Source organism: Brachybacterium sp. FME24, assembly GCF_014897705.1.
GTDB lineage: Bacteria > Actinomycetota > Actinomycetes > Actinomycetales > Dermabacteraceae > Brachybacterium.
Window position 1 is genome coordinate 145993 of the sequence record NZ_JABUXV010000010.1, and the last position, 24708, is coordinate 170700.

A 24708-nucleotide genomic window follows, 5' to 3' on the forward strand; every position below is an offset into this window, starting at 1 on the left:
ACTCAGAGCAGTCGGGCGAAGCGCTCCAGAGCCGCTGCGCCGACCACGTCGTCCTCCCCCAGCGGCACCTCCTGCAGCGGGAGGTCCGGCAGGGCCGCGTGCAGGGTGGCCAAGTGCGTGTCCTCGACGGCGCGACGGTGGGCGAGGAACTCCCCGCGGTTCGCCGGCGAGCGCTTGTTGACCACCAGCGCACCGATGTCGACGCCGGTGCGGGTGAGGTCCCGGTGCAGTTCGATGGTTTCCAGCACCGGCAGCCGCTCGGCGGCGAGCACGATCGCGAACGACGTCGTGGTCGTGTCGGTGAGCACGGTGCGCAGGGTGGCGAGGCGGTCGCGGCGGCGCAGCAGGATCGAGCGGATCTCCTGGTCGCGCTCCTCGACTGGGTCGCGCGGCGTCGTCGAGCCCAGCAGGGTGGCGCCACGGTCCCCGTCGAGCCCGCGCAGGGCCGCGCCGAGCTTCGCGGACTTCTCTCGGCGGGCCAGCAGCCCGTCGGTCCACGCGGTCATGACCTCCGGCAGGGCCATCAGCCGCGCCGTGTGCCCCGAGGGGGCGGTGTCGAAGACCACCAGGTCCGCCTCGCGCATCCCGCTCTCGACCAGGTCCGTCATCCGTTCCAGGACGGCGGCCTCGTGGGTCCCGGGTGAGCGGCGGGAGAGCTCCATGTGCTTGTCGACCTCCCCGGCGAGGTTCTCCGGCATGAGGCGCTTGAGGGTGTGGCCGACGTCCCGGAGGTGGCGGTCGGTGGTCGCATCGGGGTCGATCTCGATGCCCCTCAGGCGCCCGCCGAGGCCGCTGCCGAGCTCTGTGGGGCGGTCCCCGATGCGCTGGTCCCACAGATGCCCGAGGTTGTGGGCCGGATCGGTGGAGACGACCAGGGCACGCCGGCCCTCCTGGGCAGCGGCGAGCGCGACGGCGGAGGCGACGGTGGTCTTGCCGACGCCTCCCTTGCCCCCGAGGAACAGCACGCGGCGCTCGCGGGCGAGGGTCAGCAGCATCGGTAGTTCTCCAGGGGTGAGCGCTCCAGGCCCATGCGCCGGTGCCAGTCGTGGAAGCTGTCATACAGCACCGGCAGCAGCTCGGCCGTGTAGTAGGCGGCGGGGTTGGGCACGCCCAGCATCTCGCTCATGACGAGCATGCGGAACAGGTCGTCCTCGTCGCGGCGGGCGCGGGCGAAGGTGCGACGGTACGGGGCGACGTAGAACTCGTGCAGGCCGGCGCTGAACGCCCGCCACCGCTCGCGCCACCTCATTCGGCGCGGCCTTCCCCGGCGGTGACCTCCAAGTCCTCCTCATCCTCCTCCGGTTCGGACCCGCGGGCGCGGTGCAGGGCGATGGCGGATTCGATGATCACCCAGACCGCGGCGATCAGGATGATCACGTCCAGGGCGAGCAGGAGCCAGTTCCCGTCGGCCAGGAACCCCCGCAGCTGGATCACCAGCGCGTACACGCTGACGAACAGGACGAACAGCAGCGGGATCATGATCGGCAGCACCGGGCGGCGCTTGCGCATGAGCATCACGGCCAGGATCGCGAGCGACAGGCCCGCCATCAGCTGATTGGTGGTGCCGAACAGCGGCCACAGGATCATGCCGCCGGACCCGTCGGCCCCCGCGCTGAAGGTGAGGCCCAGGCACACCACCAGCACGATCAGCGTCGCGGCGGCCGTTCCGAGCCGGACGTTGACGATCAGGCCGATCTCCTGGACCACGAAGCGCTGCAGGCGCACGCCGGTGTCCATGGTGGTGGCCGCGAAGAGCACGGCCGTGGTCGCCAGGATCGTCGCGGACAGCGAGGTGGGGATGCCCAGGCCCGCGTTGAGGATCGCGCCGCCGCCGTCGACGAAGGCTCCGACCCCGCCCTCGTTGAACGCGGAGTACACCGCTTCCCAGTCGGCCAGGGTGCGGAACCCCGCGGTGGTGGCGATGATCGCACCGAGGGCGAGCAGGCCCTCGCCGACGGCTCCGAAGTAGCCGACGAAGCGGGCGTCGGTCTCCTTGTCCAGCTGTTTGGAGGAGGTGCCGGAGGCGACGATCCCGTGGAAGCCGGAGATGGCGCCGCACGCGATGGTGACGAACAGCAGCGGCATCAGGCCCGGGGTGCCCTCGGGGACGTTCGTGTTGATCGCGGGGGCGACGATCTCCGGGCGGAACAGCAGCACGGAGCCGTACAGCAGGCCGAGAGCGATGAACAGCTGCAGCCCGTTGATGTAGTCGCGCGGCTGCAGCAGCACCCACACCGGCAGCATCGAGGCGATCGCGGCGTACACGAACAGGATCACGATCCAGAACGCCTCGGGGGACAGCCCCAGCACGGATTCCGGCAACGCCACCGGGACCGCGTCTCCCACCAGGATCAGCCCGTACAGGGCGACGACCCCGATCACGGAGACCAGGGGCAGGCTCCACTTCAGCCGATAGATGGCCTGGCCGATGAGGACGGCGACCACCAGGGCGCCCCAGGTGGGGATCACCGCGGTCGGGGTGGAGACGAGCAGCCCGGCGATCACCACGGCGAAGGCCGCGTTGACCATGAGCAGCAGCAGGAAGATGACCACGAGGAACAGCCGGCTGCCCCGGGCGCCGATGAACCGCGCGGACAGGGAGCCGATCGACTGGCCGCGATGACGCACCGAGGCCCACAGCGTGCCGAGATCGTGCATGCCGGCGAAGAAGACCGTGCCCAGGGTGACCCACAGGAAGGCGGGCAGCCAGCCCCAGATCACGGCGACGGCCGGGCCGACGATGGGCGCGGCACCGGCGACGGAGGTGAAGTGGTGACCCCACAGCACGAACTTGTTGGTGGGGACGAAGTCGACGCCGTCCTCGAGCTCGTGGGAAGGGGTGCGGAAGGAGGCGGAGAGCTTGAAGACGCGGGTGCTGAGGTACCGGGAGTACAGCAGGTACCCCGCGATCATCATGGCGACGCCGACGACGGCGAGGACGAGGGAATTCACGGTGCAGCCTTCCTGACGCGGGTGGGGAACGGTCCACGGCGGGGCTGGGAGAGGTGGTCGGCGATCGTCGACGGCCGCCCGGCACCTCGTCACGTCCTCGTCGCGCGCGATGGGCTCACCGTAGCGGACCCGCCGCCCGGCACCGAGCGCGCGGCCATCACGTGTCGGGCGTCAGCGTGGGGACCTCCTGCGCGTCCGTCCCGTCAGGTGTGCAGATGCGCCGGTCCCGAGGCTCAGTTCCGGCACGCCCGGCTGGATCGGCGCGCGGCCAGCAGCACGGCGAGGATCGCCCCGAGCACGCCGCACACCGGGATCAGCAGCGGCAGCACCACCAGGCCGATCACGGTGACGTCCCCGGCTGCGGTGATCAGCAGCCGTGCGAGCAGGTCCTGCACGAGGATCCCGGCCAGGATCCCGCCGATCAGCCCGAGCAGGGCCACACCGATGCGTCGCAGGATCACCGCTGCTCCCGAAGCCCGCGCAGCCGCTGCACGGCGAGGGCGAGCGCGCCGGTGAGCAGACCCCACACCGCATTGGTGGCCAGCAGGGGCACGATGGCCAGGGGGTTGGCGAGCGGGCCCTCGAGGCGGCCGAGCAGGATCGGCGAGAGGATTCCGCTGAGGATGATCGCGAACACGGCGTAGGCGAGGGCGGCCAGCACCAGGGTGAGGACCGGGCGTGCGGTGCCGGTCAGGCCCACCACGGCGATCCACACCAGGGAGATCAGCAGCGTCCACCCCAGCGGGACGAGCGGGCCGAGGTCCGTGCCCGCCTGATCGGCCACGATGTTGGTCAGCGGGCGGGCCAGGGCGATCAGGGCGAGCGCGAGGATGAGCAGCGGGTTCAGTCGGCGCCGCGGCGCCAGGCCGTGCGCCGCAGGTGGGGTCTGTCCGGTGGAGTCCGGGGCGGCGGGGTTCGGTGTGGAGGGTCCGGAGGTCGGCGTCATGTCGTTGACGCTACGTTTCATGCCCTGACCTGCACATTCGTCCCGAAGCGCGGGCGTCGTCGCCCGCGACCGCGCCTCGTGTACGTCGAGAGGCGACAGCAGGGTCGTCCCGTGGTCCCGTGTGTTCGCGGTGGCCGCCTTCTACGCTGACCAGGTGGCAGCTCACGACGATCCGCTCCCAGCGCGCAGCGCACCGCGCGCCGGTGACGTCGTGCTCGCCGTCGTCGTGGCCGCGCTGCTGTCGGCCATGATCACGATCTCCCAGGCCGGGGAGGGGCTCGCCGTGCGCCCTGTCGCCTACCTGTTCGCCGCCGGGTTCGGGGTGGTCCTGCTCCTGCGACGCAGCCTGCCGATCCCGATGCTGGTGCTCAGCGTGCTGGGAACCTTCGCGTACTACACGCTCGAGCTGCCGACGATCGGGGTGGCCCTGCCGGTGGCCGCGGCGCTCTACTGCGCCGCGGAACAGGGGGTGATGCGCTGGGCGATCGGCGCCGGCACGACGGTCTTCGCCGTGGCCCTGCTCTATCGGGTCCGCGACGACCCGCAGCCGCTCGGGTATCTGCTGGGCACCGACGCCGTCACCAACATCGCCCTGATCGCCGGCGCCGTCGCCCTCGGGTACGCGGTGCGATCGCACCGGCTGCAGAACGCACAGCGGGAGGAGATCACCCGCCTCCAGGAACAGCGGACCCGCCGCGAAGCGCAGCTGCGCATGCGGGACGAGCGGGAGCAGATCTCACGCGAGCTGCACGACACCGTCGGTCACTCGCTGTCGGTGATCTCCCTGCATACGGGGGTCGCGAGCGATGCCGTCGGCCGGGACGACGCCACCGTCACGGACGCCCTCGCGCAGGTGCGCACCCAGGCGACGGAGTCGCTGCAGGAGCTGCGCTCGATGGTGCGCCTGCTGCGCACAGATCCCTCCATCGCGGCCGACGGGACAGGCGTCGAGGACCGCCACGTGCGCTCCCTGGCCGACGTCCCCACGACCCTCGAGCACGCCCGCGGCGCCGGTTTGAAGGTCCAGGAGCAGGTGGACGTGGGTCGGGGCGACCTGTCACCGGCCGTGGACGCCGCGGCGTACCGGGTGGTGCAGGAGTCCGTGACGAACGTGCTGCGCCATGCCGAGGCAACGACGGTGCAGGTCACCGCCGGCCTCGAGGGCGGGGAGCTGCAGCTCGTGATCACCGACGACGGGCGTGGGGCGGACGCTGGGAGCACGCTCCATGGCCTGACCGCCGGCAGCGGAGTCGGGCTGCTCGGCATGCGAGAGCGGGTACGACTGCTCGGAGGCACCTTCGCCACCCGCACCGCACCCGGATCGGGTTTCACCGTGGAGGTGACCCTGCCCGCGAAGCTGGGTGCGGCGGAGGGCACGGCACCGGGCAGCAACGGCGAGAAGAGGAGGATCGGGCCATGATCCGCATCGTGCTGGTCGATGACCAGGAGCTCGTCCGTGTCGGGCTGCGATCGCTCGCGCAGCACGACGGTGACCTCGAGGTGGTCGGCGAGGCGGCCGACGGGCGGGCCGGGGTGGGCCGCGTGCGCGAGCTGCGCCCCGACGTGGTGCTCATGGACATCCGGATGCCGCAGCTGGACGGCATCGCCGCGACCGCGCAGATCGTCGCCGACCCGGAGCTGGCGGACGTGCGCGTGATCGTCCTGACCACCTTCGACGAGGACGAGGACATCCTGGCCGCGGTCCGCGCCGGAGCCTCCGGGTACCTCCTCAAGGACGTCTCCCCCACCGATCTGCGCGCCGCGATCCGGGTGGTGGCCAGCGGGGACTCGCTGCTGTCGCCGTCGGTGACCACCACCGTGCTCGGCCAGCTCGGCTCCCGTCTGGCGGCCAGGGTGCGACCGGAGCTGCTGGACGCGCTGACCGTGCGGGAGCGGGAGGTGCTGCGGCGCGTCGGCCTCGGCGAGTCCAACGACGAGATCGGGCGCGCCCTGTTCATCTCACCGGCCACCGCCCGCACCTATGTGAGTCGCCTGTTGGCGAAGCTGGCGGCGCGGGATCGCTCGCGCCTCGTGGTCGTCGCCTACGAATCCGGGCTGGTCACGCCCGGCGAGGGGACGCAGTAGCCTGTAGGTCGCGGTGAGGACAGGACGGCAGTTGGCGGCGCAGGCCCAGAATATTCCCTCCTTCCGGACCGATACTGCGGGCCTCCTCACAGGTCAAAAATGGCCTCACCCGTGCGAGGATGAGGGTGGTCTCGGGCACTGCTCGCCGGCCCCACCGGATGGTGACCTGACTGCTCCGCCCCACAGTGCGCGCGGACGTGCGGGCCCCGGCCACCCGGTCCCTCGAGGAAGAAAGCTCGTCACCTCCATGTCCTCCCCCCGCCTGCCCACGGGCGAGTTCCCAGCCGTCGAGTCGCATGGCATCGTCGCCGGGGGCTCTGCCTCCGCCGAGGCCGAGTACGCCACCCGCGACGGCGCCGACAACCCCGCCACCACCGTCGTCGACGGTCGCGCCCCGAGCTCCGTCAAGGTCGCCCCGATCATCGCCGTGCTGGTGGTCTCGGCGTTCGTCATGATCCTCAACGAGACCCTGCTGTCCGTCGCGCTGCCGACGCTGATGGCGGACCTGTCGATCACTGCGGTCGTCGCCCAGTGGCTGTCCACCGGCTTCCTGCTCACCATGGCCGTGGTCATCCCGACCACCGGCTTCCTGATGAAGCGCCTGTCGGTGCGCACCGTCTTCATCATCGCGATGCTGCTGTTCCTGGTCGGCACGTCGGTCGCCGTGGTCGCCCCGACGTTCCCGGTGCTGCTGGGGGCCCGCGTCATCCAGGCCGCCGGCACCGCGATGGTGCTGCCGCTGCTGATGACCACGATCCTCGCGCTCGTGCCGATCACGGCCCGCGGCCTGGTGATGGGCCTGGTGGGCGTGGTCATCTCGGCCGCCCCGGCGCTCGGCCCCTCCATCTCCGGGTTCATCCTCCAGCAGTGGTCCTGGCACTACCTGTTCGTGATGATGCTGCCGATCATCGTGATCGCCCTGGTCATCGGCCTGATCTTCATGCGCAACTACACGGACCCCGAGAAGGTGCGGCTGGACGTCGCCTCGGTGATCCTCTCCGCCATCGGCTTCGGCGGCGTGGTGTACGCACTGGCCTCGATCAGCGAGATCGTGGAGGGCCGCAACCGTCTGGTCCCCCTGGTCCTCGCCGGTATCGGCGTGCTCTCCCTCGCCGCGTTCGCCCTCCGCCAGCTGCGCATGCTCGCCCGCGGCGACGAGCCCCTGCTCGACCTCCGTCCCCTCGCGGTGCGCACCTACACGGTGTCCGTGGTGGTGATCCTGATGGGCTTCGCGACCATGCTCGGCACCGTGGTGGCCCTGCCGCTCTACATGACCAGCGCGCTCGGGATGAACACGCTCGAGGTGGGCCTGACCATGCTGCCCGGCGCGGCCGCCTCCGGTGTTCTCGGTCCGCTCGTCGGTGCTCTCTACGACCGGGTGGGGCCCCGCCCGATCGTCGTGCCGGGGATCGCGCTGATGGCCGTGGTCTCCTGGCTCGAGGTGTTCCTGCTCGACGCCGACAGCACCCAGGGAATGATCATCGCGCTGAACATCCCGCTGGGCATCGGCATGGCCATGGTCATGACTCCGCTGTTGGCGCTGTCCCTCGGCGCGCTGCCGCGGGAGCTCTACGGCCACGGCTCGGCGATCCTCAACACCCTGCAGCAGCTGGCCGGCGCGCTGGGCACTGCGGTGTTCATCGCTCTGCTCACGCTCGGCTCGCTGGTCGCCGTGGAGTCCGGTGTGGCACCGGACGCCGCTCAGGCCGACGGCGTCACCTGGGCCTTCGCCTTCGGTGGCGTACTGACCACCCTCGGCGTGGTGCTCGCGGCGACGCTGCGACGCCAGAACATCGAGGACGAGGGCACTGCCCCCACCGATCGGGAGGACGCAGAGGTCAGCGCCGCCGCCTGACCGCTCCCCCGCGAGCTGCTCGCCCCGACGGAGATCCGGCCGTCCCAGCGCACCTGCCCCCTGCCGGGGTGAGGTCGCCGGGGCGGCCGGATCTCTTCGCTCTGCGCTCAGTCGACCGGGGCCACGCGGATCCGGTTGCCGTCCGGGTCGGCGATCACGAAGGTGCGCCCGAACACCGCGTCATGCGGGGCCTCGAGCACGGTGACACCGAGAGCCGTCCAGGCGCGATGCTGCTCCTCGATGACGTCGGGCCCTCCGGTCAGGCACACGGTGACCTCGCTGGTACGCACGGGATCACCGACGAGCGCCCCGTCGTACCCGCTCCACAGGGCGAGGTCCACCCCGTCGGCGAGAGCGAAGGTCGCGAAACCGGGGCTGGGGAAGAAGCTCGGGACGAGGTCGAAGACCTGTCGGTAGAAGTCGACGGTGCGAGCGACATCGCTGACATAGACGATGAACATGTTCGGGCTGGTCACGAGGAGATGTCCTTCCATTTCGGGTGTTCGTCACTCCATCTTCGTCCCGCCCTGCGACAGCGGTATGTCGGTCTTTCCAGGCGACTTCTCGTCGGGTGCGGTAAACGCTGCGTCGGGCCGCCGCTCCCGGGCCCCTCGTCCCCCGATGCTCCGTACCCTGGGGCGATGCGACGCAGCGAACGCCACCACGCGATCCTGGACGTGCTGCGGGCCCACGCCGAGCGACCGATCTCGGTGCCGCGGCTCGCGGAGCGCTTCACGGTGAGCACCCGGACCATCGAGCGCGATGTGCGCGCTCTCCAGGAATCGGGCGTTCCGATCTACGCGGAGACCGGTCGGCGCGGCGGCTACGCCATCCGCCGCGACTACTCCTTGCCGCCGCTGGCGTTCACGCCCGCGGAGGCCACAGTTGTCGCGGCCGGGCTGAGCGTCATGATGGGCTCGCCGTTCGCCGAGGACTCGCGACGCGCGATGGACAAGGTGCTCGGGGCGATGCCGCCCGAGCAGAGGGGACGAGCCGGAGCACTCGCGGCCCGCGTGGCATCCATGGCACCGGCGGAGCCGACGGACCCGGGAATCGCCGCGACGGTGCGCGAGGTGCTCGAGCAGCCACGCGTGGTGGAACTCGAGTACGCCTCGCACGAGACCGGGGAGCGCACCCGTCGTGCCGTGGAGCCGCTGGGCATGATCACGGTGGGAGGCGGTTGGATCCTGGTGGGCTGGTGCCGTCTGCGCGACGGCGTGCGCGGATTCCGCACGGACCGGATCCTCGCGATCGAGCAGACCGATGAGGTTCCGACCCCTCGCACTCCGGATCCCCTCGCGGCCGATCTCTCGCGGTGGGACTTCCGCGGTCACGACCGCTGAAGGGTCCCCGCGGTCCCCGCGCAGTGCGAGCGCCGCGGAACGGGCGCTGCGTGGCGGGCTCTGCGGGGCGAGGTCGCTGCCATAACGAGCGCTGCCGGGCGAGCGCACCCTGCTACTGTCGCGACATGCAGTGGCAGCAGCGATTTCTCGACCCCCGGCCGGATCATGGCCGCGGGGTCCTCGACATGCGCCACTAGCTCATCGGGTCTCCGCAGGCGCGGCCGGGGGAAGTTCTTCCACCCCACCCACCTGCACCCCGCTTGGAGACCCTCCCATGGCTCACGCCGACTATCTGACCCCTGACCAGCTCCATCGCGCCCTCACACTGCGCGACCTCACCGATCCGGCCCACGGCGAGCACGCGATCCAGATCCTCCTGGACGCCGTCGTCACCGCCCTGAGCACCCGGTGGGGCAGCAGCGTCCGGCACGTGCGCACCTCACCGGTCGTCCCCGTGCGCGAGAACTACGACCGCCTCGGCTACGGCGGCGACGACGTCACGCGAGCGAGGCGCTACACCCGCTACGTCAGTTCGACGGTGATGCTTCGCAGCCACATGAGCGCGGAGATCCCCACTGCACTCGAGGACTACCCCGACCGCACGGGCGTCGACGAACTGATCGTCGTCCCAGGCATGGTCTACCGGCGCGATGCGGTGGACCGCAGCCATGTCGGCGAGCCCCACCAGGTCGACCTCTGGCGACTGCGCCGCACCGCAGGCACTGGGGACGACGACATGCTGGAGATGATCGGCCTGCTGGTCGAGGCCGTACTCCCCGGCGCGCGGTGGCAGGTCACTGACGTCGAGCATCCGTACACCGTGGGCGGCCGCCAGATCGACGTGCTCCACGACGGAACGTGGCTGGAGCTCGCGGAATGCGGACGCATACACCCCGACGTCCTGCGCGGCTCCGGGCTGGATCCGCAGAGCTGGTCGGGACTGGCTCTCGGGATGGGGCTCGAGCGCGCGCTGATGCTGCGCAAGTCCATCCCCGATATCCGCTACCTGCGTGCGCGTGACCCTCGGATCGCCGAGCAGATGGTGACGCTGGATTCGTGGAAGCAGGTCTCCGCGCTGCCGCCGGCCCGGCGCGACATCTCGGTGGTCGTCGCTGAGGACGAGGACGAGGAGACCCTCGGGGACCGGATCCGCACGGCGCTCGGGGACGACGCAGAGGTCATTGAATCCGTCGAGGTACTGGGCCGCACGACTCACGGGGCCCTGCCGGAGGCTGCGCGCTCACGGCTGGGTACCCGGTCCGGTCAGGTGAACCTGCTGCTGCGGATCATTCTGCGACCGATCGACCGTACGCTCACCTCGAGCGAGGCCAACGAGATCCGCAATCGGATCTATCTGGCCGTGCACGAGGGTCCGGTGATCGAACTGGTCTGAGCAGCGCCCCGGCACTCCCCGATACTCTCGTGCGATGAACAACGCGTCGTTCCTGCAGTCCCTGTTCGGCCTCGAGGGGCGCTCCGCACTGGTCACCGGGGGCAGCTCGGGGATCGGCCACGCCATCGCCATCGCCCTGGCCCGCGCGGGGGCGCGGGTGCTGATCGCCGCGCGCACGGCCGAGGCGATCGAGGCGACCGTCGAGGAGATCCACAACTCCGGCGGCTCGGCCGACGGGATCCGCGCGGATGTCTCCACCCGCGCCGGCACGCACGCGCTGGCCGACGCTGCCGGTGAGGTGGACATCCTGGTGAACTCTGCAGGCATCAACCTGCGCCCTCCGCTGCCCGAGCTGGAGGAGGACACCTGGGACGCCACGATGGCGGTGAACCTCGAGGCACCGTTCCTGCTCGGCCAGCGACTCGCTCCGGGCATGGCCGAGCGCGGTTACGGACGCCTGATCCACATCAGCTCGCAACAGGCGCAGCGTCCTTTCGCGGACAGCGGCGCCTACGGCGTCTCGAAGGCGGCCGTGGAGGCCCTGGCCCGCTCGCAGGCCGAAGCATGGTCACCGCACGGGGTGACCGCGAACGTGCTGGTCCCGGGTTATGTGAGCACGCCGCTGAATCAGCGGCTGAGCTCGGACCCGTCACGGGTGACAGCGCTCGCGGCGCGCACCCTGATCGGTCGCAACGGCCTGCCCGAGGACTTCGCGGGCGCTGCGGTGTTCCTCGCGAGCCCCGCGTCGGCGTATGTCACCGGGCAGTGCCTCCCCGTGGACGGCGGCTTCTCGGTGCACTGACCTTGCGCGGTGACACCACTTCAACGTGAGCCAGTGGATGAGCAGGTGCACTGAGCAGGGTCCACCCCGCCTGAGGGGGCGGTATCCGGTACCTCAAACGCCTACTCAGGCGGGGTGCTCGCGTCGTCCCGTGCCCGGTCGCGCGTGTTTGGCTGCTTCGGCGCTCCTAGCCACCTTGGCCCCGAGCCCCTGCTCCCCTGCTCCCCTGCTCCGACATCGTCACTCAGCCAGGACGAGGGCCTCGATCGCGTCGATGACTCGCTTCCGGTCCTCACCGTCGAGCCCGCGCAGCGGTCGTGGCAGGCACGGCGCCGTGACCAGTCCGAGGTGCTCGGCGATGGTGGCGGTGACGCGCAGACTCCCGTGCTCTGCGAAGAGGTCCCACAGCGGTGCCAGTCGTGCGGACTCGGTGAGCGCAGCGTCGTCCCCGGCTGCCGCGAGGCGCGCGATGGTCGCGGCCGCGCCAGGCACCGTGCCGCCGAGCACGGAGAACCAGGCATCGCAGCCGGCCAGCAGGCCCGTCGCACCGGCGCCGTCCCCGGAGATGCCGAGGTGCACCTGCTCGGGGATCACGGCGCGGATCGCCTGGATCCGCTCGCGCACCTCGGCGACGCTGCCGCTGATCGGCGGGATCTTGATCGCTTCGACGTGCGGCAGTTGGGCGATGTGCGCGTACAGGTCGAGGGAGAACGTGAAGTGCGTGGTGCCGGGGTTGTCGTAGAGGACCAGCGGCACCGACAGCTCGGCGGTGACGTCCTCGTAGAGACCGGCGACGTCGTCCTCGGTGAGCGCCTGGTAGCTGACCGGGGCGAGCAGCACGGCGTCGGTCCCGACCTCCTGGGCGTCGGCGGCGAGCGCGCGGACCTGCGAGGTGCGCAGCGCGCTGATGCCCACGATGACCGGGACATCCCCGGAGTGCTCGATCGTCGCCGCGGACACTGCGCGTCGTTCGCTGCGGTCGAGGTAGGCGTAGGAGCCCGTCGAGCCGAGCGCGCCGATCGAGTCGACGTCGGCCGCCACGAGCCGGTCGATCAGCCGCGTGTAGGCAGCGAGATCGACCTGATCGTCACGCAGAGGGGTGAGCGGGAAGGCGCTGAGGCCGGTGAACACGAGGAGCTCCTGAAGGGTAGGGGTGTCAGTCGACGACGGCGGCGACGGCTTCGATCTCGACGAGCTGGTCGTCGTAACCGAGCACGGTGACGCCGACGAGAGTGCTCGGCGCGTCGTGCTCCCCGAAGGTATCGCGCACCACGTTCCAAGCCGTGACCAGGTCCTCCTGCCGGCTGGAGGCGACGGAGACGCGGGTACTGATGACGTCCTCGATCGCGGCACCGGCGTCGGCCAGCGCCGTACTCATGTTCTCGAGGCACTTCTCCGCCTGCGCCGCGTAGTCGCCGGCGCCGTGGGTCGAGCCGTCCGCGTTCAGCGGGCAGGAGCCGGCCAGGAAGATCAGGCGTGCATTGGCCGGGGCGGTCGCGGCGTAGGCGTACTGGGCGACGTCGGACAGCGCGGCAGAGCGGATGAGGGTGGCGGGCATCGGGTTCTCCTCGGGGTGGGTGAGCGGCTCAGGTGGAGAGGGCGCGCAGGTAGCGGCGGGTGCAGTACTCCTGGACGAGGCGGGAGACCGGAGCGCCGAGCCGGGCGTACCAGGTGGCGGGCTTGGAGACGGCGTCGAGGTGGAAGCGCATCAGCCCGGTCGCGGTCCGCGTGATGGTGAACTCCTCGATCCCGGACTCCGGGTGTCCGGGCAGGGTGGCGTAGGCGAAGCCGGCACGGTCCGGTTCGTCGACCACCCGGAGCACGCGGCAGGGCGCGGTGATCAGGAAGGGCCAGATGCCCAGGCGGAGCCGCACCTCGGTCCCGGCCTGGAGCGGGGCTCGCTCCGCGATGACCCGGAACCCCGCGCGACGATGCACCGTCCAGCCGAGCAGTGCGGACCGTGCCTGATCGAAGTCCGTGCCGACCACCACGGAGCTGCGGTGGATCCGGCGATGACCGGCCGGCGTGCTCTCCAGCGCGTCGAGCGGCACGGTGAGCGCCCCGGTCTCGTCGCGGACGTACCGAGACGTCGTCGCCGTCCCCGTCCGCCCTGGGCGGAGCCGGTGGATCCGGGCGGCGAGCGGAGGCGGGAAGGCAGCGATCACTGTCTCGAGCAGGCGCGTCGGCCACGCCTCGCGCAGCTTCTCGTCGGCCCAGGCGGAGTCCATCGGGTCGATCGGCGGGCAGAGCGGGCGCGGGGTCCATCCTTCCGCCCAGGGGCCGGCGCTGACCTGCACGGTCATGTCGGGCTCGCCGGTGCCGCTGCCGCTCGAGGCCCCGAAGGAACTGCGCTGGCTGTGCCCCAGAGGGGTCAGCACGACCTCGCAGGATCCGTCGACGATGGAGAGGATCGCCGTGTCGAGCTGTTCGAGCAGGTCACGGGACCCTGAGTCGCAGGCATCGCAGCCGCAGTCCGGGAGGGTCTCGACGGCTACTGCGGGCTCGCCGAGGCCGATGACGAGGCCCGGGAGCTCGGCGTCCTCGCCGCCGACGTCGGTGGTGCCGCAGCTGTCGTCAGGCGCGGTGCGGGCGAGGACGAGTGCCTGCCCGCCCGCTCGACGAGGGCGCAGCACCATGGTGCGATGCCGATCGACGTGCGGTTCGACGACCCAGGCGACCTTCGTGCGGTCCTCGACAACGGTCTCGTCGGCCCAGCCGCGGGCGGTGAGCACGCGACTCCAGGCCCCGGCACGGGCCCACAGGATCCGGTACATGGACGGGTCCAGGCAACGGCTGTACTCCGCCTCGAGGGAGTCACGGATCTCGCCGCCGGCCTCCCGGTGAGGGTCCGTCCAGCCCGGCGTGCACGCCTCGGTCACGTCGAAGGCGGCCTCGACCTCGGCGAGCAGCGCGAGGATCTCGGCGGAGAACGGCGGGCCCTCGAACGTCGGGCCCTCCCGAGCGACGTCCCGGAAGCTCGACTGGCGGTCCTCCCACCAGGTGGGAGCGGAGGGGAAGGCCATGACGAGAACGTACAGGCCGGCGGCGCTCCGCCTCCACCTCAATCTGGGAAGGGGCGGGCGTGGAGGTGCGGGCGCTGGAGGTCATGGGGAGAATCGGGCGCCGACGCGGGCGATGGCGAGAAGGTGCCCCGTCCCGACGCTTCAGGCGCGCTCGCGGCCTTCCACCCCGCGTGAGGGGGCGACATGGAGGGCGAATACCGCCCCCTCACGCAGGGGCGACGCGAAACGGAACGCGGCGGGCTCACGTCCCTTCTCGTTGCGGGCGGCAGATCACGGGTCACTGCGTACCGAGATCGCCCGCGACGCTCTTCCCGCACCGTGGCGGCCCGTCTCGAACTGCTCCCGACCTGTCGCCGGCCCCCTCACCAGGACTGGCCCGGTCGATAGCTGCCCACCGACCACTGGTGTCCCTCGGGGTCGAGCACCTCGAAGCGGTAGTTCCCCCAGGGGGTCGTCTCCGGGGAGCGCAGCGTCGTCGCCCCGGCGGCCGCGACGCGGGCGTAGAGGGCGTCCACGTCCTTCTCGTCATCGAGAGACAGCACGGGGGCCCGGACGGTCGAGCCGTCGACGACGGGCGATGCCAGCTGCCCCTCGGCGGCCGCCTGCACCATCACCACGGCGTCGCCGAGGCGGAGCTCCGCGTGGTCGATCGTGCCCTCCTGCGCACCGAAGCAGGCCGTGACCTCGAATCCGAAGGCGTCCACCAGCCAGCGCACGGCGGCGACCGGGTCGCGATACAGGGTGAACAGGGACAAAGTCGCAGTCATGGGGTCTCTTCCAGATCGGGGTGCAGTCACGGGGCAGGTCGGGGTGCAGGTCCTCGTCGGCTCCCGGCGCCCACGACGCTACGGAACCTGGAGGACAGGAGCTGTCCGCGAGCACGCCTCCCGACCGGCTCCGTTCCTCACGCCCGGGCTCCGGTACGGCGGCGCCGCACCCCACCGGCGAGCGCGCGCAGCACGCCGTCGGTCGTCTCCCAGTCCATGCACGTGTCGGTGACGGACTGCCCGTGCACGAGGCCCGCGGGCCCGGCGTGCACATCGAGGTTCTGCGCCCCGGCGATCAGGTTGCTCTCGAGCATGACCCCGGCGACCGCCGCGCCGTCCACCGCGACCTGGTCGGCGAGCATCGTGGCGACCTCGGCCTGGCGCCTGTGGTCCTTGCCGCTGTTGCCGTGGCTGGCGTCGATGACCAGGCGCGGGGGCAGGCCCTGCGCGGTCAGACGCTCGGCGGCCGCGCGCACCGGTCCGGGCCCCCAGTTCGGGCCGTCCGCACCGCCGCGCAGGATCACGGACGCATCCGGGTTGCCCGTGGTCGAGACCAGGCTCGCGCGGCCGTCGGCCCCGATCCCGAGGAAGGACTGCGGCGCCGAGGCCGATGCCACCGCGTCGAGCGCGACCTGGATGCCGCCGTCGGTGCCGTTCTTGAAGCCGATCGGCATCGACAGCCCGGAGGCGAGCTGGCGGTGGATCTGGGATTCGGTGGTGCGCGCGCCGATCGCGCCCCAGCTGATGAGGTCCGCGGTGTACTGCGGGCTGATCGGCTCGAGGAACTCGGTCGCGCAGGGCAGGCCGAGCGCGGTGACCTCGCGCAGGAAGGTGCGCGCGGTGCGCAGACCGGTGGCGATGTCGTGGCTGCCGTTGAGGTGCGGGTCGTTGATCAGGCCCTTCCAGCCCACGGTGGTGCGCGGCTTCTCGAAGTACGTGCGCATCACCAGCAGCAGGTCGTCGCCGAGCTCCCTCCGCGCCTCGGCGAGCAGATGGGCGTACTCGAGACCCGCGCGAGGATCATGGATCGAGCAGGGGCCGACGACCACCAGCAGGCGGTCGTCCCGGCCCGCGAGCACCTCGCGCACGGCGTCCCTGCTGCGGGCGACCAGCTCGGCCTGGCCCGGATCGAGGGGGATCTCCGCCAGGAGGTCCGCGGGGCTGGGCAGCGGCGTGATGCCCGCGATATGGCGATCGGCAGCGGTGGCGGGGGATGTATCGAGAACTGTCATGGGTCCTGTCCTGAGATCAGGGCGGACCCACTGCAGAGCCCGCCGGAAACGGCAAAGGGCAGAGCATGTGCTCTGCCCGTCGGCTCTGAAGGGATGGTGACGCTATGCCAGCGGCGGCCCCTCCAGGGCCGACTGCGCATAGGTAAACCATCGGTTCGTCATGGAGGGACTGTACCTCGAACCTCGCGACATCGAACATCGGGCGGCCAGGACGACGGGAGCAGGGGTGATCCGTCGACTCTCCAGCCCTCCCCGCTCTGGGCAGAACGGGGAATCCGGCCTACGGTGGGGACAAGGTCCACCGCCGGGCCGGCGACGGGCCGCAACCTCTAGGAGGACGGCGCCATGGCGCACAACGTTGCACAGAAACTGATCGCCTCCCACCTGGTCGAAGGCATTCTCGAGCCGGGCTCCGAAGTGGGCCTGAGGGTGGACCAGACCCTCACCCAGGACGCCACCGGCACGATGGTGATGCTCGAGCTCGAGGCGATGGGTCTGGACCGGATCCGCACCGAGCTGTCGGTGCAGTACGTCGACCACAATCTGCTGCAGACCGACGAGAAGAACCCCGAGGACCATCTGTTCCTCCAGTCCGCCTCCCAGCGGTTCGGACTGTGGTTCTCCCAAGCCGGCAACGGGGTCTCCCATCCCGTGCACCAGGCACACTTCGGTCGCCCCGGCACCACCCTGATCGGCTCGGACTCCCACACCTGCGCGGCCGGCGCCCTGGGCATGCTCGCGGTCGGCGTGGGCGGCCTCGAGATCGCGATGGCCATGGCAGGCCAGCCCCTGTACGTCACGCTGCCGGAGATCTGGGGCGTGGAGCTGACCGGCACCCTGCCCGACTGGGTCTCCGCCAAGGACGTGGTGCTGGAGATGCTGCGCCGGCACGGAGTCAGCGGCGGCGTGGGCCGCATCATCGAGTACCACGGCCCTGGGCTCGCGCAGCTGACGGCGATGGATCGCCACGTGATCGCGAACATGGGCGCCGAGCTGGGCGCCACCGCGACGGTCTTCCCGGCCGACGACGTCGCCCGCGACTACTTGGAGGCCGTCGGCCGCGCAGACGCGTTCGAGCGGTGGGAGGCCGACGAGGGCGCGACCTACGACCTGACCGAGCAGATCGACCTCTCGACGCTGGAGCCGCTGATAGCCCGACCCTCCTCCCCCGGCAATGTGGTGACGGTCGCCGAGGTCGCCGGGGAAGAGGTCTCCCAGGTCGTGGTCGGCTCCTCGGCCAACCCCGGGCTGCGGGACTTCGCCGTGGTCGCCGAGATCCTCGCGGGCCATCAGAGCCACCAGGGAGTGTCGGTGGACATCAACCCCACCTCCCGCGAGGTGCTGGCGGATCTGATCACCGGCGGCTGGCTGACGACCCTGGTGGCGGCAGGTGCGCGCATCCACCAGTCCGGCTGCATGGGCTGCATCGGCATGGGGCAGGCCCCGGCCAGCGGTCGCAACTCGCTGCGCACGATGCCCCGGAACTTCCCGGGACGTTCCGGGACGGAGGAGGACGCGGTGTGGCTGTGCTCCCCGGAGACCGCGGCGGCAGCGGCACTGACCGGCCAGATCACCGATCCGCGCACCCTCGAGGGCTCCCACGGCATCACCTATCCGCGGGCGGTCATGCCCGACCGCTACGCACACTTCCCGGACATGCTGATGCCGCCGCTGCCGGCGGAGGACGCGGCGAGCGTCGAGCTCGTGAAGGGCCCGAACATCTCCTCGCTGCCGGAGTTCACCCCGATCGAGGACCACCTGGACATCTCGGCGATCCTGGTGATGGGCGATGACGTCTCCACCGACGAGATCCTGCCCGCCGGATCCCGGGTGCTCCCCTTCCGCAGCAACATCCCCAAGATCTCCGAGTTCGCCTTCACCCGCCTCGACCCGGAGTATCCGGCGAAGGCGGCCGCCGCGACCGGCGGGCACGTGGTGGTGGCCGGGAGGAACTACGGGCAGGGCTCCTCCCGGGAGCACGCGGTGATCGCGCCGCGCTACCTGGGATTGAAGGCGGTGATCGCGGTGAGCTTCGCGCGGATCCACTGGCAGAACCTCGCGAACTTCGGGATCCTCGCCCTCGAGTTCGACAACCCCGCCGACCTCGCTCGTATCGCCACCGGTGATCAGGTCGTGCTCGACGGAGTGCACGAAGCGCTCCGCTACGAAAGCGCCCTGACAGCGCGCATCGGCGGGCGCGAAGTGGGCCTGCACCACCGGCTCTCGGAACGACAGGTCGAGATGATCCTGGCCGGCGGGAGGATCCCACTGGCGGCGCAGGGGGTGTGAGCAGCGGCCGACCGGCCGGTCGCGCGCGCCCCTTTACGCGACCTGCCGTCGGCCGCACGATGGGTGCACAGGGATGCAGAGGTGCCCAGCCGCCGAGCACCGCCCCGGTCGAAGGAGACCGACCATGATCCGCAACGTCTTCGTCCTCGGACTGGACCAGCACAACGGGGAGATCCTGCGCCGTCTGCCGGGCGCCGAGAATCTCGCCTTCCACCCCGTGCTGACCCCGAAACGGCTGCAGGGGGCTCGGATCGAGTTCCCGGAGCTGCTGCACCAGGCGGAGGAGGTGCTGGTCGCCTTCGACGGAACCGTCGACGCCATCGTCAGCTTCTGGGACTTCCCGATGGTGACCATGGTGCCCATCCTGTGCGCCCGTCGGGGCCTGCCATCGGCCGATCTGACCGCGGTGCTGCGCTGCGAGCACAAGTACTGGGCGCGGCTCGTGCAGAGCGGCGCCATCGAGGAGCTGCCCGCCTTCGGGCTGCTGGACCTGGACATCCCCGAACCGGTGCTACCGGAGGGCATGCGGTACCCGGTGTGGATCAAGCCGGTGAACGCCGCCTCGTCCGAGGGGGCGTACAGGCTGACGGACGAGGCCGATCTGCATCGCCATCTGCCGGACGTGCGGGCCGTGATCGAGCGCCTGGGCCGGCCGTTCCAGGACGTGCTGGACATGGTGGAGCTGCCCCCGGAGATCGAACGCGTCGGCGGTCGGGCCTGCCTGATCGAGGAGGCCGTCACCGGACGGCAGCTGACGCTGGAGGGATTCAGCCACGACGGCGCGGTGGTGGTCTACGGAGTCATCGACTCCTTCGACTACCCGGGCACCTCGAGCTTCCTGCGCTACCAGTACCCCTCGCAGGTCCCGTGGGAGGTCCAGGAGCATCTCAGCGAGGTCGCCCGCCGTGTCATCGCGGCCACCGGGCTCACGGAGTCCACCTTCAACATCGAGTTCTTCTGGGACGAGGACACCGGTGCCGTGCGGGTGCTGGAGGTCAATGCCCGCCACTCGCAGTCCCACGCGCTGCTGTTCGAGATGGTCGACGGCGCCCCCAATCATCAGGCGATGATCGACATCGCCTTCGGGCTCACGCCACAGCTGCCGTACCGGGCCGGCCAGCACGCCATCGCGGCCAAGTGGTTCCTGCGCCGCTTCCGCGACGGGATCGTGCGTGCGGTGCCCACCGGCGAGCAGGTCGCGCAGCTGGAACGGGACCTGCCCGGCACGCGCATCGAGATCACCGCCCTCCCCGGAGAGCGCCTGTCGACACGGCACGCCGAGGACGGCTACAGCTACGTCCTGGCAGAGGTGTACACCGGCGGCGCGAACCAGGCCGCACTCGCGCGCGCCTCCCGCCGCTGCGTGGAGACCCTGGCTTTCGACATCGATGAGGTGGAGGACCGATGAGGACCGTGACGAGCTTCCCGTACGAGACCCAGGAGACCGAGCACCTGTGGATCGAGATGTCCGACGGGGTCCGCCTGGCCGCCCGGCTGTGGCGACCGGTCTCCGCCGATGATTCCGGAGGTGCACCCGCGTCCGATGACGCGCCCGCGACCGATATCGAGCCTGTGCCCGGGATTCTCGAGCTGATCCCCTACCGCCAACGGGACCTGACCGCCCAGCGCGATTCGATCCACCACCCGTACATGGCCGGGCACGGTTACGCCTGCCTGCGCGTGGACCTGCGCGGCAGCGGCAACTCCGAGGGCGTGCTCAGCGATGAGTACCTCGAGCAGGAGCTGGTCGATGCCGAGGAGATCCTGGCGTGGATGGCCTCGCAGCCCTGGTGCTCGGGGCGCACCGCGATGATGGGGATCTCCTGGGGCGGGTTCAACGCACTGCAGGTGGCCGCCCGCCGCCCCCCGAGCCTGGGCGCGATCATCACCTGCAGCTCCACCGACGACCGCTACACCGACGACGTCCATTACATGGGCGGATGCCTGCTCACGGACAACCTGTCCTGGGCCTCGACCATGTTCGCCTACAACGCCTGCCCCCCGGATCCGGCGATCGTCGGCGACGCGTGGCGGCAGATGTGGCTGGACCGGCTCCGGGGCAGCGGGCTGTGGCTGGAGACCTGGCTGCGTCATCAGCGCCGCGACGACTATTGGCGCCACGGTTCGATCATCGAGGACTACTCCGCCGTCGAGGTTCCGGTGCTGGCCGTCAGCGGCTGGGCCGACGGCTACTCCAACTCCGTCTTCCGACTGCTGGCGAACCTCGATTCCCCGGTGCGCGGCCTCATCGGGCCGTGGAGCCATAAGTACCCCCACCTGGGCGAGCCCGGCCCCGCGATCGGCTTCCTGCAGGAGGCCGTGCTCTGGTGGGACCACTGGCTGAAGGACGATCGAGGCAACGGCGCGATGGACCGCCCCGCTCTGACCATCTGGATGCAGGACACGGCGCCGCCGGCGACCACCTACGCGCAGCGGCCCGGACGCTGGGTGGGCGAGGAGTCCTGGCCCACCCGGAACGTCGTCCCCACCCGCTTCCCACTGGGCTTCTACACCATCCACGCCCCCGGCGAGGAGTCCCACTCCACCGACCCGCGCTCGGTGCGCTCACCGCTGTCGGTGGGGCAGTTCGCCGGCAAATGGTGCTCCTACAACGCCCCTCCTGATATGCCGTATGACCAGCGCGAGGAGGATGGTGGGTCCCTCGTCTTCACCAGCGCAGCTCTGCCGGAGACGGTGGAGGTGCTGGGTGCGCCGGTGGTCTCGCTGGACCTGTCCGTGGACCAGCCGTCCGCACAGGTCATCGTGCGGCTCTCGGACGTCGCTCCCGACGGGGAGGCCACCCGCGTCAGCTACGAGGTCCAGAACCTCACCCATCACGCGGGCTCCGCCGAGCCCGTCGCACTGGTGCCCGGGGAACGGCGCACCGTCGACGTGCAGCTCAACGGCATGGCGCAGTCCTTCCCACCCGGGCATCAGCTGCGCGTGTCGGTGTCGACGTCGTACTGGCCGGTGGTGTGGCCCTCCCCGGAGCCGGTGCGGATGACCATCCACCCCCGGTCCAGCGAGCTGCTGCTGCCGGTGCGGCCGCGCCCGCCCCACGAGATCAGCCCGGTGTTCGGCGAGGCCGAGGGAGCCGAGCCGCTACGGGCGAGGCAACTGGTCAGCGGCGCGCAGGACTGGCGGGTCAGCCGCGACATGGTGGATCTGTCCGGCCGGCTCGACGTGGTCAAGGATCTCGGCACCGTGCATTTCGAGGACATCGATCTCGCGGTGCGCCGCGCTTCCCACGAGACCTACGGCTTCGTCGCCGGCGACGTCAGCTCGGTGCGCGGCGAGACCCTGTGGAACATCGGCTTCTCTCGCGGCGACTGGTCCGCTCGCACCACGACCCGCACCGTGCTCACCTCCACCGCCACCGAGTTCCACGTGTACGCGGAGCAGGACGCCTGGGAGGGTCACGAGCGGGTGGACTCGCGCACGTGGAGCACCTCGATCCCCCGCGACCACGTGTGACCCGGCCCGGCGCCCGAGCGGGCTCGTCAGCGCCGGCGTGAGCGTCTCGCCGGGGCACTCATCCCGAGCTGCACCGCCACGGGCTGCACGCGCCACAGGGTCGTGACCTCCTGGCGACGAGCAGCGTGGAGCAGGTCGTGAGGATCCTCGGCGCGGGAATGGCGGGCGGGCGTCGAGTCGCTGCCGACGACCTCGAGCCCGGCTGCGCGGATCATCCCCAGCAGCTCCTCGCGGCTGCGCAGGCCCAGGTGCTCCGCGAGATCGGAGAGCACCAGCCACCCCTCGCCGCCGGGCGTGAGGTGCTCGCCGAGACCATCGAGGAAACGTCGCAGCATGTCGGAGTGGTCGTCGTAGACGCCCAGTTCGAGCGTGGAGGTGGGCTCGCCGGGCAGCCACGGCGGATTGCAGACGACGAGGTCCGCGCGACCGGGCGGGAAGAGGTCGGCCTCCAGCACGGAGACCCGATCTTCGAGGCCGAGCCGCTGCATGTTCTCCTGCGCGCTCTCCACCGCGCGAGGGTTGATGTCGGTCGCGACCACGCGGACTGCTCCCCGGCGGGCGAGGACCGCGGCCAGGACGCCGGTGCCGGTGCCGATATCGACCACGTCCACGCCCCCGGCTCCCCCGACTCCTTCTGCTGTCCCGGCTGCCCCGGGAAGCGGTGCGCGGGCCACGAGATCAACGTACTCGGACCGCGAGGGCGAGAAGACGCTGTAGCGAGGATGGATGCGCGCTCCGAGCGCCGGGACGGGCACTCCTTGCTCGTGCCACTGCCAGGCGCTGAGCACCCCTTGCAGTTCGGTCAGGGACACCAGGGTCGGCTCCTGCAGCTCGCCGTACGCCTCGCCGCAGGCCGCGCTCACGTCGGGAGCACGGCGCAGCGCGAGACGGATCCCGGGTTCGAGGAGGACCGTGATCCCCCCGAGCACCCCTGCGCGTTCGGAGCGTTCGGCGCGGTGGGCCCGGAAGAGACTCGCGACATCGAGATTCCGGGGGATGGCGCGGTGGTCGATGCGGCGGGAGACCGCCTTCAGCAGCTGTCGAGCGTTGTGGTAGTCGCCGCGCCACAGCAGTCCCACCCCGCTGCGGATGCGCCGCAGGGCGGCGTTCGCGGTGAGCGTGTCGTCGACGACCTCGAGGCACGCCGGCGGCGCGGCACCGTTCTCGGAGCGCCATCGTGCTGCGCGTTCGGTGCCGTTCTCGGTCCAGCTGACCATGGACATCGGTTTCCCCCAGGACGTCGACTCTGCGAGGAACCGGCGTCACGTCGGTGTCGGAATTCGGAGCGTGACCTCGCGACGAGGCCTTCTCGTCCGGTCCCCCAGTGTCTCACCTGGGGTCGGATCGTGGACCACCAAGTGCTTGGCTGCTGCGCGATCCGCCTCTGCGCGACATCGCCGTCGGGCGCCTGACCGGCGGGTAGGTGCCTTTCCGGCCATCCTTCCTATACTCGAACATCCACACGCCAGACGTGTTCACAACGACGAAGGAGGCACCACATGAGTGCAGACGAGAAGTTCGAGAACGCGACCGACAAGCTGGGCGGCCAGGCCAAGGAAGGCCTGGGCAAGGCCACCGGCGACAAGGAGACCCAGGCGGAGGGCGAGGCCCAGCAGGGCAAGGCCAACGCCAAGGAGAAGCTCCAGGATGCCCGCGACACCGTGAAGGGCGCGCTCGGCGGTCTCACCGGGAACAAGGGCGACGGCCCGAAGTGACCCGCCTGCGACGCGGCTGCTGAGACTCAGCGTCGCGTCGATCTGGTGGCGGCCCCTGCGATGGGGTCGCCATCAGGCGGTGCCGCCCCTGTGCCGGCCGACTTCGATCGCATCGGCTGATCCGACTTCTCCGACCACGGGAGCCACCCATGTTCTTCATCTTCGGCATCGCCTCGAAGCAGCAGGATCTCGGACCCGGGGCCACCCGTGCCTGCCCTCGCTGCCACAACACCACGCAGTGGTCGCGCGTGAAGTCGTTCCGGCAGTTCACGCTGTTCTTCGTCATCCCGGTCGCACGGTGGGGCCGACGGCAGTATGAGCAATGCGGCATCTGCGGAGCGACCGTCGAAGAATGAGGTCGGGCGGAGCGCGGCTTCTCTCGTGCAGTGAGGCCGGGCGGAGCGCGGGCCTTCACGTGCGAGTCTCCCCGGAGGTACGGGACGACCCAGGGCCCGCTGCCGGGCCGCCAACCGTGCATCCGTCGCCGTCGGTGCGCCCAGCCGATATCAGTGCATCCGACCGCCGTTGGTGTGTCCGACCGCCATCAGTGCATCTACGAGCCGTCCCGAAAGAGGGTTTGCCTCCGCAAGACATGTACAAGTTGTACGTGATGTACATGATGTACCAGTGGTTCTTGGAGACATACCGTCAGCCGATGACCACCGCCAGGCTCCACCGGGAGCCGCGGCCCTCGGGCCGCAGGCCATGGATCTCGGATCTCCGGCCTCAGACTTCGGATCTGGATGGGGATCTCAGGCCTCGGGCCTCAGGCCTCGGTTGAGATCTCGGGTCTCGGAACTCGGAGCCTCGGGGCCTCGCGACGGCGGATATGCGCGATCGGTGTCCGGGAAGA

Annotated in this window: 23 protein-coding genes; 11 read left to right on the forward strand and 12 right to left on the reverse strand. The window is 70.7% G+C overall.

The genetic code is table 11. The annotated features are described in order from the left end of the window. Positions 1-2 precede the first annotated feature (2 nt). The 5 genes from INT51_RS13060 to INT51_RS13080 form a co-directional block, all read right to left on the reverse strand. Entirely contained in the window at positions 3-995 is a 993-nt protein-coding gene (locus INT51_RS13060) for an ArsA family ATPase (RefSeq protein WP_193105750.1), read from the reverse strand. Further along, complete coding sequence (locus tag INT51_RS13065; RefSeq protein WP_193105751.1) at positions 986-1249, reverse strand: cory-CC-star protein; 264 nt, start codon at positions 1247-1249, stop codon at positions 986-988. Before INT51_RS13065 ends, INT51_RS13060 begins: the two co-directional genes overlap by 10 nt. Beyond that, entirely contained in the window at positions 1246-2952 is a 1707-nt protein-coding gene (locus INT51_RS13070; RefSeq protein ID WP_193105752.1) for a carbon starvation protein A, read from the reverse strand. The genes INT51_RS13065 and INT51_RS13070 overlap by 4 nt, the downstream gene beginning before the upstream one ends. A gap of 233 nt (positions 2953-3185) precedes the next feature. After that, positions 3186-3413, reverse strand: coding sequence for a hypothetical protein (locus tag INT51_RS13075; RefSeq protein WP_193105753.1), 228 nt, complete (start codon positions 3411-3413; stop codon positions 3186-3188). Continuing rightward, positions 3410-3898 (reverse strand): hypothetical protein, encoded by a 489-nt coding sequence (locus INT51_RS13080; RefSeq protein WP_226832347.1) that lies wholly within the window; start codon positions 3896-3898, stop codon positions 3410-3412. The genes INT51_RS13075 and INT51_RS13080 overlap by 4 nt, the downstream gene beginning before the upstream one ends. A 154-nt stretch (positions 3899-4052) precedes the next feature. Between INT51_RS13080 and INT51_RS22710 the strand changes: the two genes are divergently transcribed. The 3 genes from INT51_RS22710 (at position 4053) to INT51_RS13095 (ending at position 7838) form a co-directional block, all read left to right on the forward strand. Then, positions 4053-5318, forward strand: coding sequence for a sensor histidine kinase (locus tag INT51_RS22710; RefSeq protein WP_193105754.1), 1266 nt, complete (start codon positions 4053-4055; stop codon positions 5316-5318). Further along, complete coding sequence (locus tag INT51_RS13090) at positions 5315-5983, forward strand: response regulator transcription factor (RefSeq protein ID WP_193105755.1); 669 nt, start codon at positions 5315-5317, stop codon at positions 5981-5983. Before INT51_RS22710 ends, INT51_RS13090 begins: the two co-directional genes overlap by 4 nt. 247 nt (positions 5984-6230) lie before the next feature. Then, a complete protein-coding gene (locus INT51_RS13095; RefSeq protein ID WP_193105756.1) occupies positions 6231-7838 on the forward strand; it encodes an MDR family MFS transporter in 1608 nt (535 codons plus the stop codon). A 107-nt stretch (positions 7839-7945) separates the two neighbouring features. On the opposite strand, the gene INT51_RS13100 is transcribed toward INT51_RS13095, so the two are convergent. Next, positions 7946-8314, reverse strand: a complete 369-nt coding sequence (locus tag INT51_RS13100) for a VOC family protein (protein WP_193105757.1) — start codon at positions 8312-8314, stop codon at positions 7946-7948. 165 nt (positions 8315-8479) lie between these two features. Between INT51_RS13100 and INT51_RS13105 the strand changes: the two genes are divergently transcribed. From INT51_RS13105 to INT51_RS13115, 3 genes are all read left to right on the forward strand, one after another. Further along, on the forward strand, positions 8480-9181 hold the full coding sequence (locus tag INT51_RS13105; protein ID WP_193105758.1) for a YafY family protein: 702 nt from the start codon (positions 8480-8482) through the stop codon (positions 9179-9181). 274 nt (positions 9182-9455) lie between these two features. Next, a complete protein-coding gene (locus tag INT51_RS13110) occupies positions 9456-10574 on the forward strand; it encodes a hypothetical protein (RefSeq protein WP_193105759.1) in 1119 nt (372 codons plus the stop codon). Between the two features lie 34 nt (positions 10575-10608). Next, entirely contained in the window at positions 10609-11376 is a 768-nt protein-coding gene (locus INT51_RS13115; protein ID WP_193105760.1) for an SDR family NAD(P)-dependent oxidoreductase, read from the forward strand. 219 nt (positions 11377-11595) lie between these two features. On the opposite strand, the gene INT51_RS13120 is transcribed toward INT51_RS13115, so the two are convergent. The 5 genes from INT51_RS13120 to INT51_RS13140 all read right to left on the reverse strand — a co-directional run bounded on the left by INT51_RS13120 (position 11596) and on the right by INT51_RS13140 (position 16377). Beyond that, positions 11596-12486, reverse strand: a complete 891-nt coding sequence (locus tag INT51_RS13120; protein WP_193105761.1) for a dihydrodipicolinate synthase family protein — start codon at positions 12484-12486, stop codon at positions 11596-11598. Between the two features lie 25 nt (positions 12487-12511). Continuing rightward, positions 12512-12913, reverse strand: coding sequence for a RidA family protein (locus tag INT51_RS13125; protein WP_193105762.1), 402 nt, complete (start codon positions 12911-12913; stop codon positions 12512-12514). Between the two features lie 28 nt (positions 12914-12941). After that, positions 12942-14378, reverse strand: coding sequence for a DUF1990 domain-containing protein (locus tag INT51_RS22310; RefSeq protein WP_226832351.1), 1437 nt, complete (start codon positions 14376-14378; stop codon positions 12942-12944). A gap of 362 nt (positions 14379-14740) precedes the next feature. Continuing rightward, complete coding sequence (locus INT51_RS13135; RefSeq protein WP_193105763.1) at positions 14741-15145, reverse strand: VOC family protein; 405 nt, start codon at positions 15143-15145, stop codon at positions 14741-14743. A gap of 137 nt (positions 15146-15282) precedes the next feature. Next, a complete protein-coding gene (locus INT51_RS13140) occupies positions 15283-16377 on the reverse strand; it encodes a 3-deoxy-7-phosphoheptulonate synthase (protein WP_193105764.1) in 1095 nt (364 codons plus the stop codon). A gap of 345 nt (positions 16378-16722) precedes the next feature. Between INT51_RS13140 and INT51_RS13145 the strand changes: the two genes are divergently transcribed. The 3 genes from INT51_RS13145 to INT51_RS13155 all read left to right on the forward strand — a co-directional run bounded on the left by INT51_RS13145 (position 16723) and on the right by INT51_RS13155 (position 22140). Next, positions 16723-18666 (forward strand): aconitate hydratase, encoded by a 1944-nt coding sequence (locus INT51_RS13145; RefSeq protein WP_193105765.1) that lies wholly within the window; start codon positions 16723-16725, stop codon positions 18664-18666. A gap of 124 nt (positions 18667-18790) precedes the next feature. Further along, a complete protein-coding gene (locus INT51_RS13150) occupies positions 18791-20074 on the forward strand; it encodes an acetyl-CoA carboxylase biotin carboxylase subunit family protein (RefSeq protein ID WP_193105766.1) in 1284 nt (427 codons plus the stop codon). Further along, the gene (locus tag INT51_RS13155; RefSeq protein WP_193105767.1) at positions 20071-22140 is read left to right on the forward strand and encodes a CocE/NonD family hydrolase; all 2070 of its coding nucleotides are present in this window, start codon (positions 20071-20073) and stop codon (positions 22138-22140) included. Before INT51_RS13150 ends, INT51_RS13155 begins: the two co-directional genes overlap by 4 nt. Positions 22141-22166: 26 nt before the next feature. On the opposite strand, the gene INT51_RS13160 is transcribed toward INT51_RS13155, so the two are convergent. Next, a complete protein-coding gene (locus tag INT51_RS13160; RefSeq protein ID WP_370540807.1) occupies positions 22167-23357 on the reverse strand; it encodes a methyltransferase in 1191 nt (396 codons plus the stop codon). Positions 23358-23639: 282 nt separating this feature from the next. Between INT51_RS13160 and INT51_RS13165 the strand changes: the two genes are divergently transcribed. After that, the gene (locus INT51_RS13165) at positions 23640-23855 is read left to right on the forward strand and encodes a CsbD family protein (protein ID WP_193105769.1); all 216 of its coding nucleotides are present in this window, start codon (positions 23640-23642) and stop codon (positions 23853-23855) included. A 149-nt stretch (positions 23856-24004) separates the two neighbouring features. Then, positions 24005-24211 carry a zinc-ribbon domain-containing protein gene (locus INT51_RS13170; protein ID WP_193105770.1) on the forward strand — a complete coding sequence of 69 codons (207 nt, stop codon included), beginning with the start codon at positions 24005-24007 and terminating at the stop codon, positions 24209-24211. The last annotated feature ends 497 nt before the right edge of the window (positions 24212-24708 follow it).

Coding starts and splice junctions, on each gene's coding strand:
- INT51_RS13060 (WP_193105750.1), bottom strand. CDS start 995: ATGCTGCTGACCCTCGCCCGCGAGCGCCGCGTGCTGTTCCTCGGGGGC.
- INT51_RS13065 (WP_193105751.1), bottom strand. CDS start 1,249: ATGAGGTGGCGCGAGCGGTGGCGGGCGTTCAGCGCCGGCCTGCACGAG.
- INT51_RS13080 (WP_226832347.1), bottom strand. CDS start 3,898: ATGACGCCGACCTCCGGACCCTCCACACCGAACCCCGCCGCCCCGGAC.
- INT51_RS13090 (WP_193105755.1), top strand. CDS start 5,315: ATGATCCGCATCGTGCTGGTCGATGACCAGGAGCTCGTCCGTGTCGGG.
- INT51_RS13095 (WP_193105756.1), top strand. CDS start 6,231: ATGTCCTCCCCCCGCCTGCCCACGGGCGAGTTCCCAGCCGTCGAGTCG.
- INT51_RS13105 (WP_193105758.1), top strand. CDS start 8,480: ATGCGACGCAGCGAACGCCACCACGCGATCCTGGACGTGCTGCGGGCC.
- INT51_RS13110 (WP_193105759.1), top strand. CDS start 9,456: ATGGCTCACGCCGACTATCTGACCCCTGACCAGCTCCATCGCGCCCTC.
- INT51_RS13115 (WP_193105760.1), top strand. CDS start 10,609: ATGAACAACGCGTCGTTCCTGCAGTCCCTGTTCGGCCTCGAGGGGCGC.
- INT51_RS13125 (WP_193105762.1), bottom strand. CDS start 12,913: ATGCCCGCCACCCTCATCCGCTCTGCCGCGCTGTCCGACGTCGCCCAG.
- INT51_RS22310 (WP_226832351.1), bottom strand. CDS start 14,378: ATGGCCTTCCCCTCCGCTCCCACCTGGTGGGAGGACCGCCAGTCGAGC.
- INT51_RS13135 (WP_193105763.1), bottom strand. CDS start 15,145: ATGACTGCGACTTTGTCCCTGTTCACCCTGTATCGCGACCCGGTCGCC.
- INT51_RS13140 (WP_193105764.1), bottom strand. CDS start 16,377: ATGACAGTTCTCGATACATCCCCCGCCACCGCTGCCGATCGCCATATC.
- INT51_RS13145 (WP_193105765.1), top strand. CDS start 16,723: ATGGCGCACAACGTTGCACAGAAACTGATCGCCTCCCACCTGGTCGAA.
- INT51_RS13150 (WP_193105766.1), top strand. CDS start 18,791: ATGATCCGCAACGTCTTCGTCCTCGGACTGGACCAGCACAACGGGGAG.
- INT51_RS13155 (WP_193105767.1), top strand. CDS start 20,071: ATGAGGACCGTGACGAGCTTCCCGTACGAGACCCAGGAGACCGAGCAC.
- INT51_RS13160 (WP_370540807.1), bottom strand. CDS start 23,357: ATGGTCAGCTGGACCGAGAACGGCACCGAACGCGCAGCACGATGGCGC.
- INT51_RS13165 (WP_193105769.1), top strand. CDS start 23,640: ATGAGTGCAGACGAGAAGTTCGAGAACGCGACCGACAAGCTGGGCGGC.
- INT51_RS13170 (WP_193105770.1), top strand. CDS start 24,005: ATGTTCTTCATCTTCGGCATCGCCTCGAAGCAGCAGGATCTCGGACCC.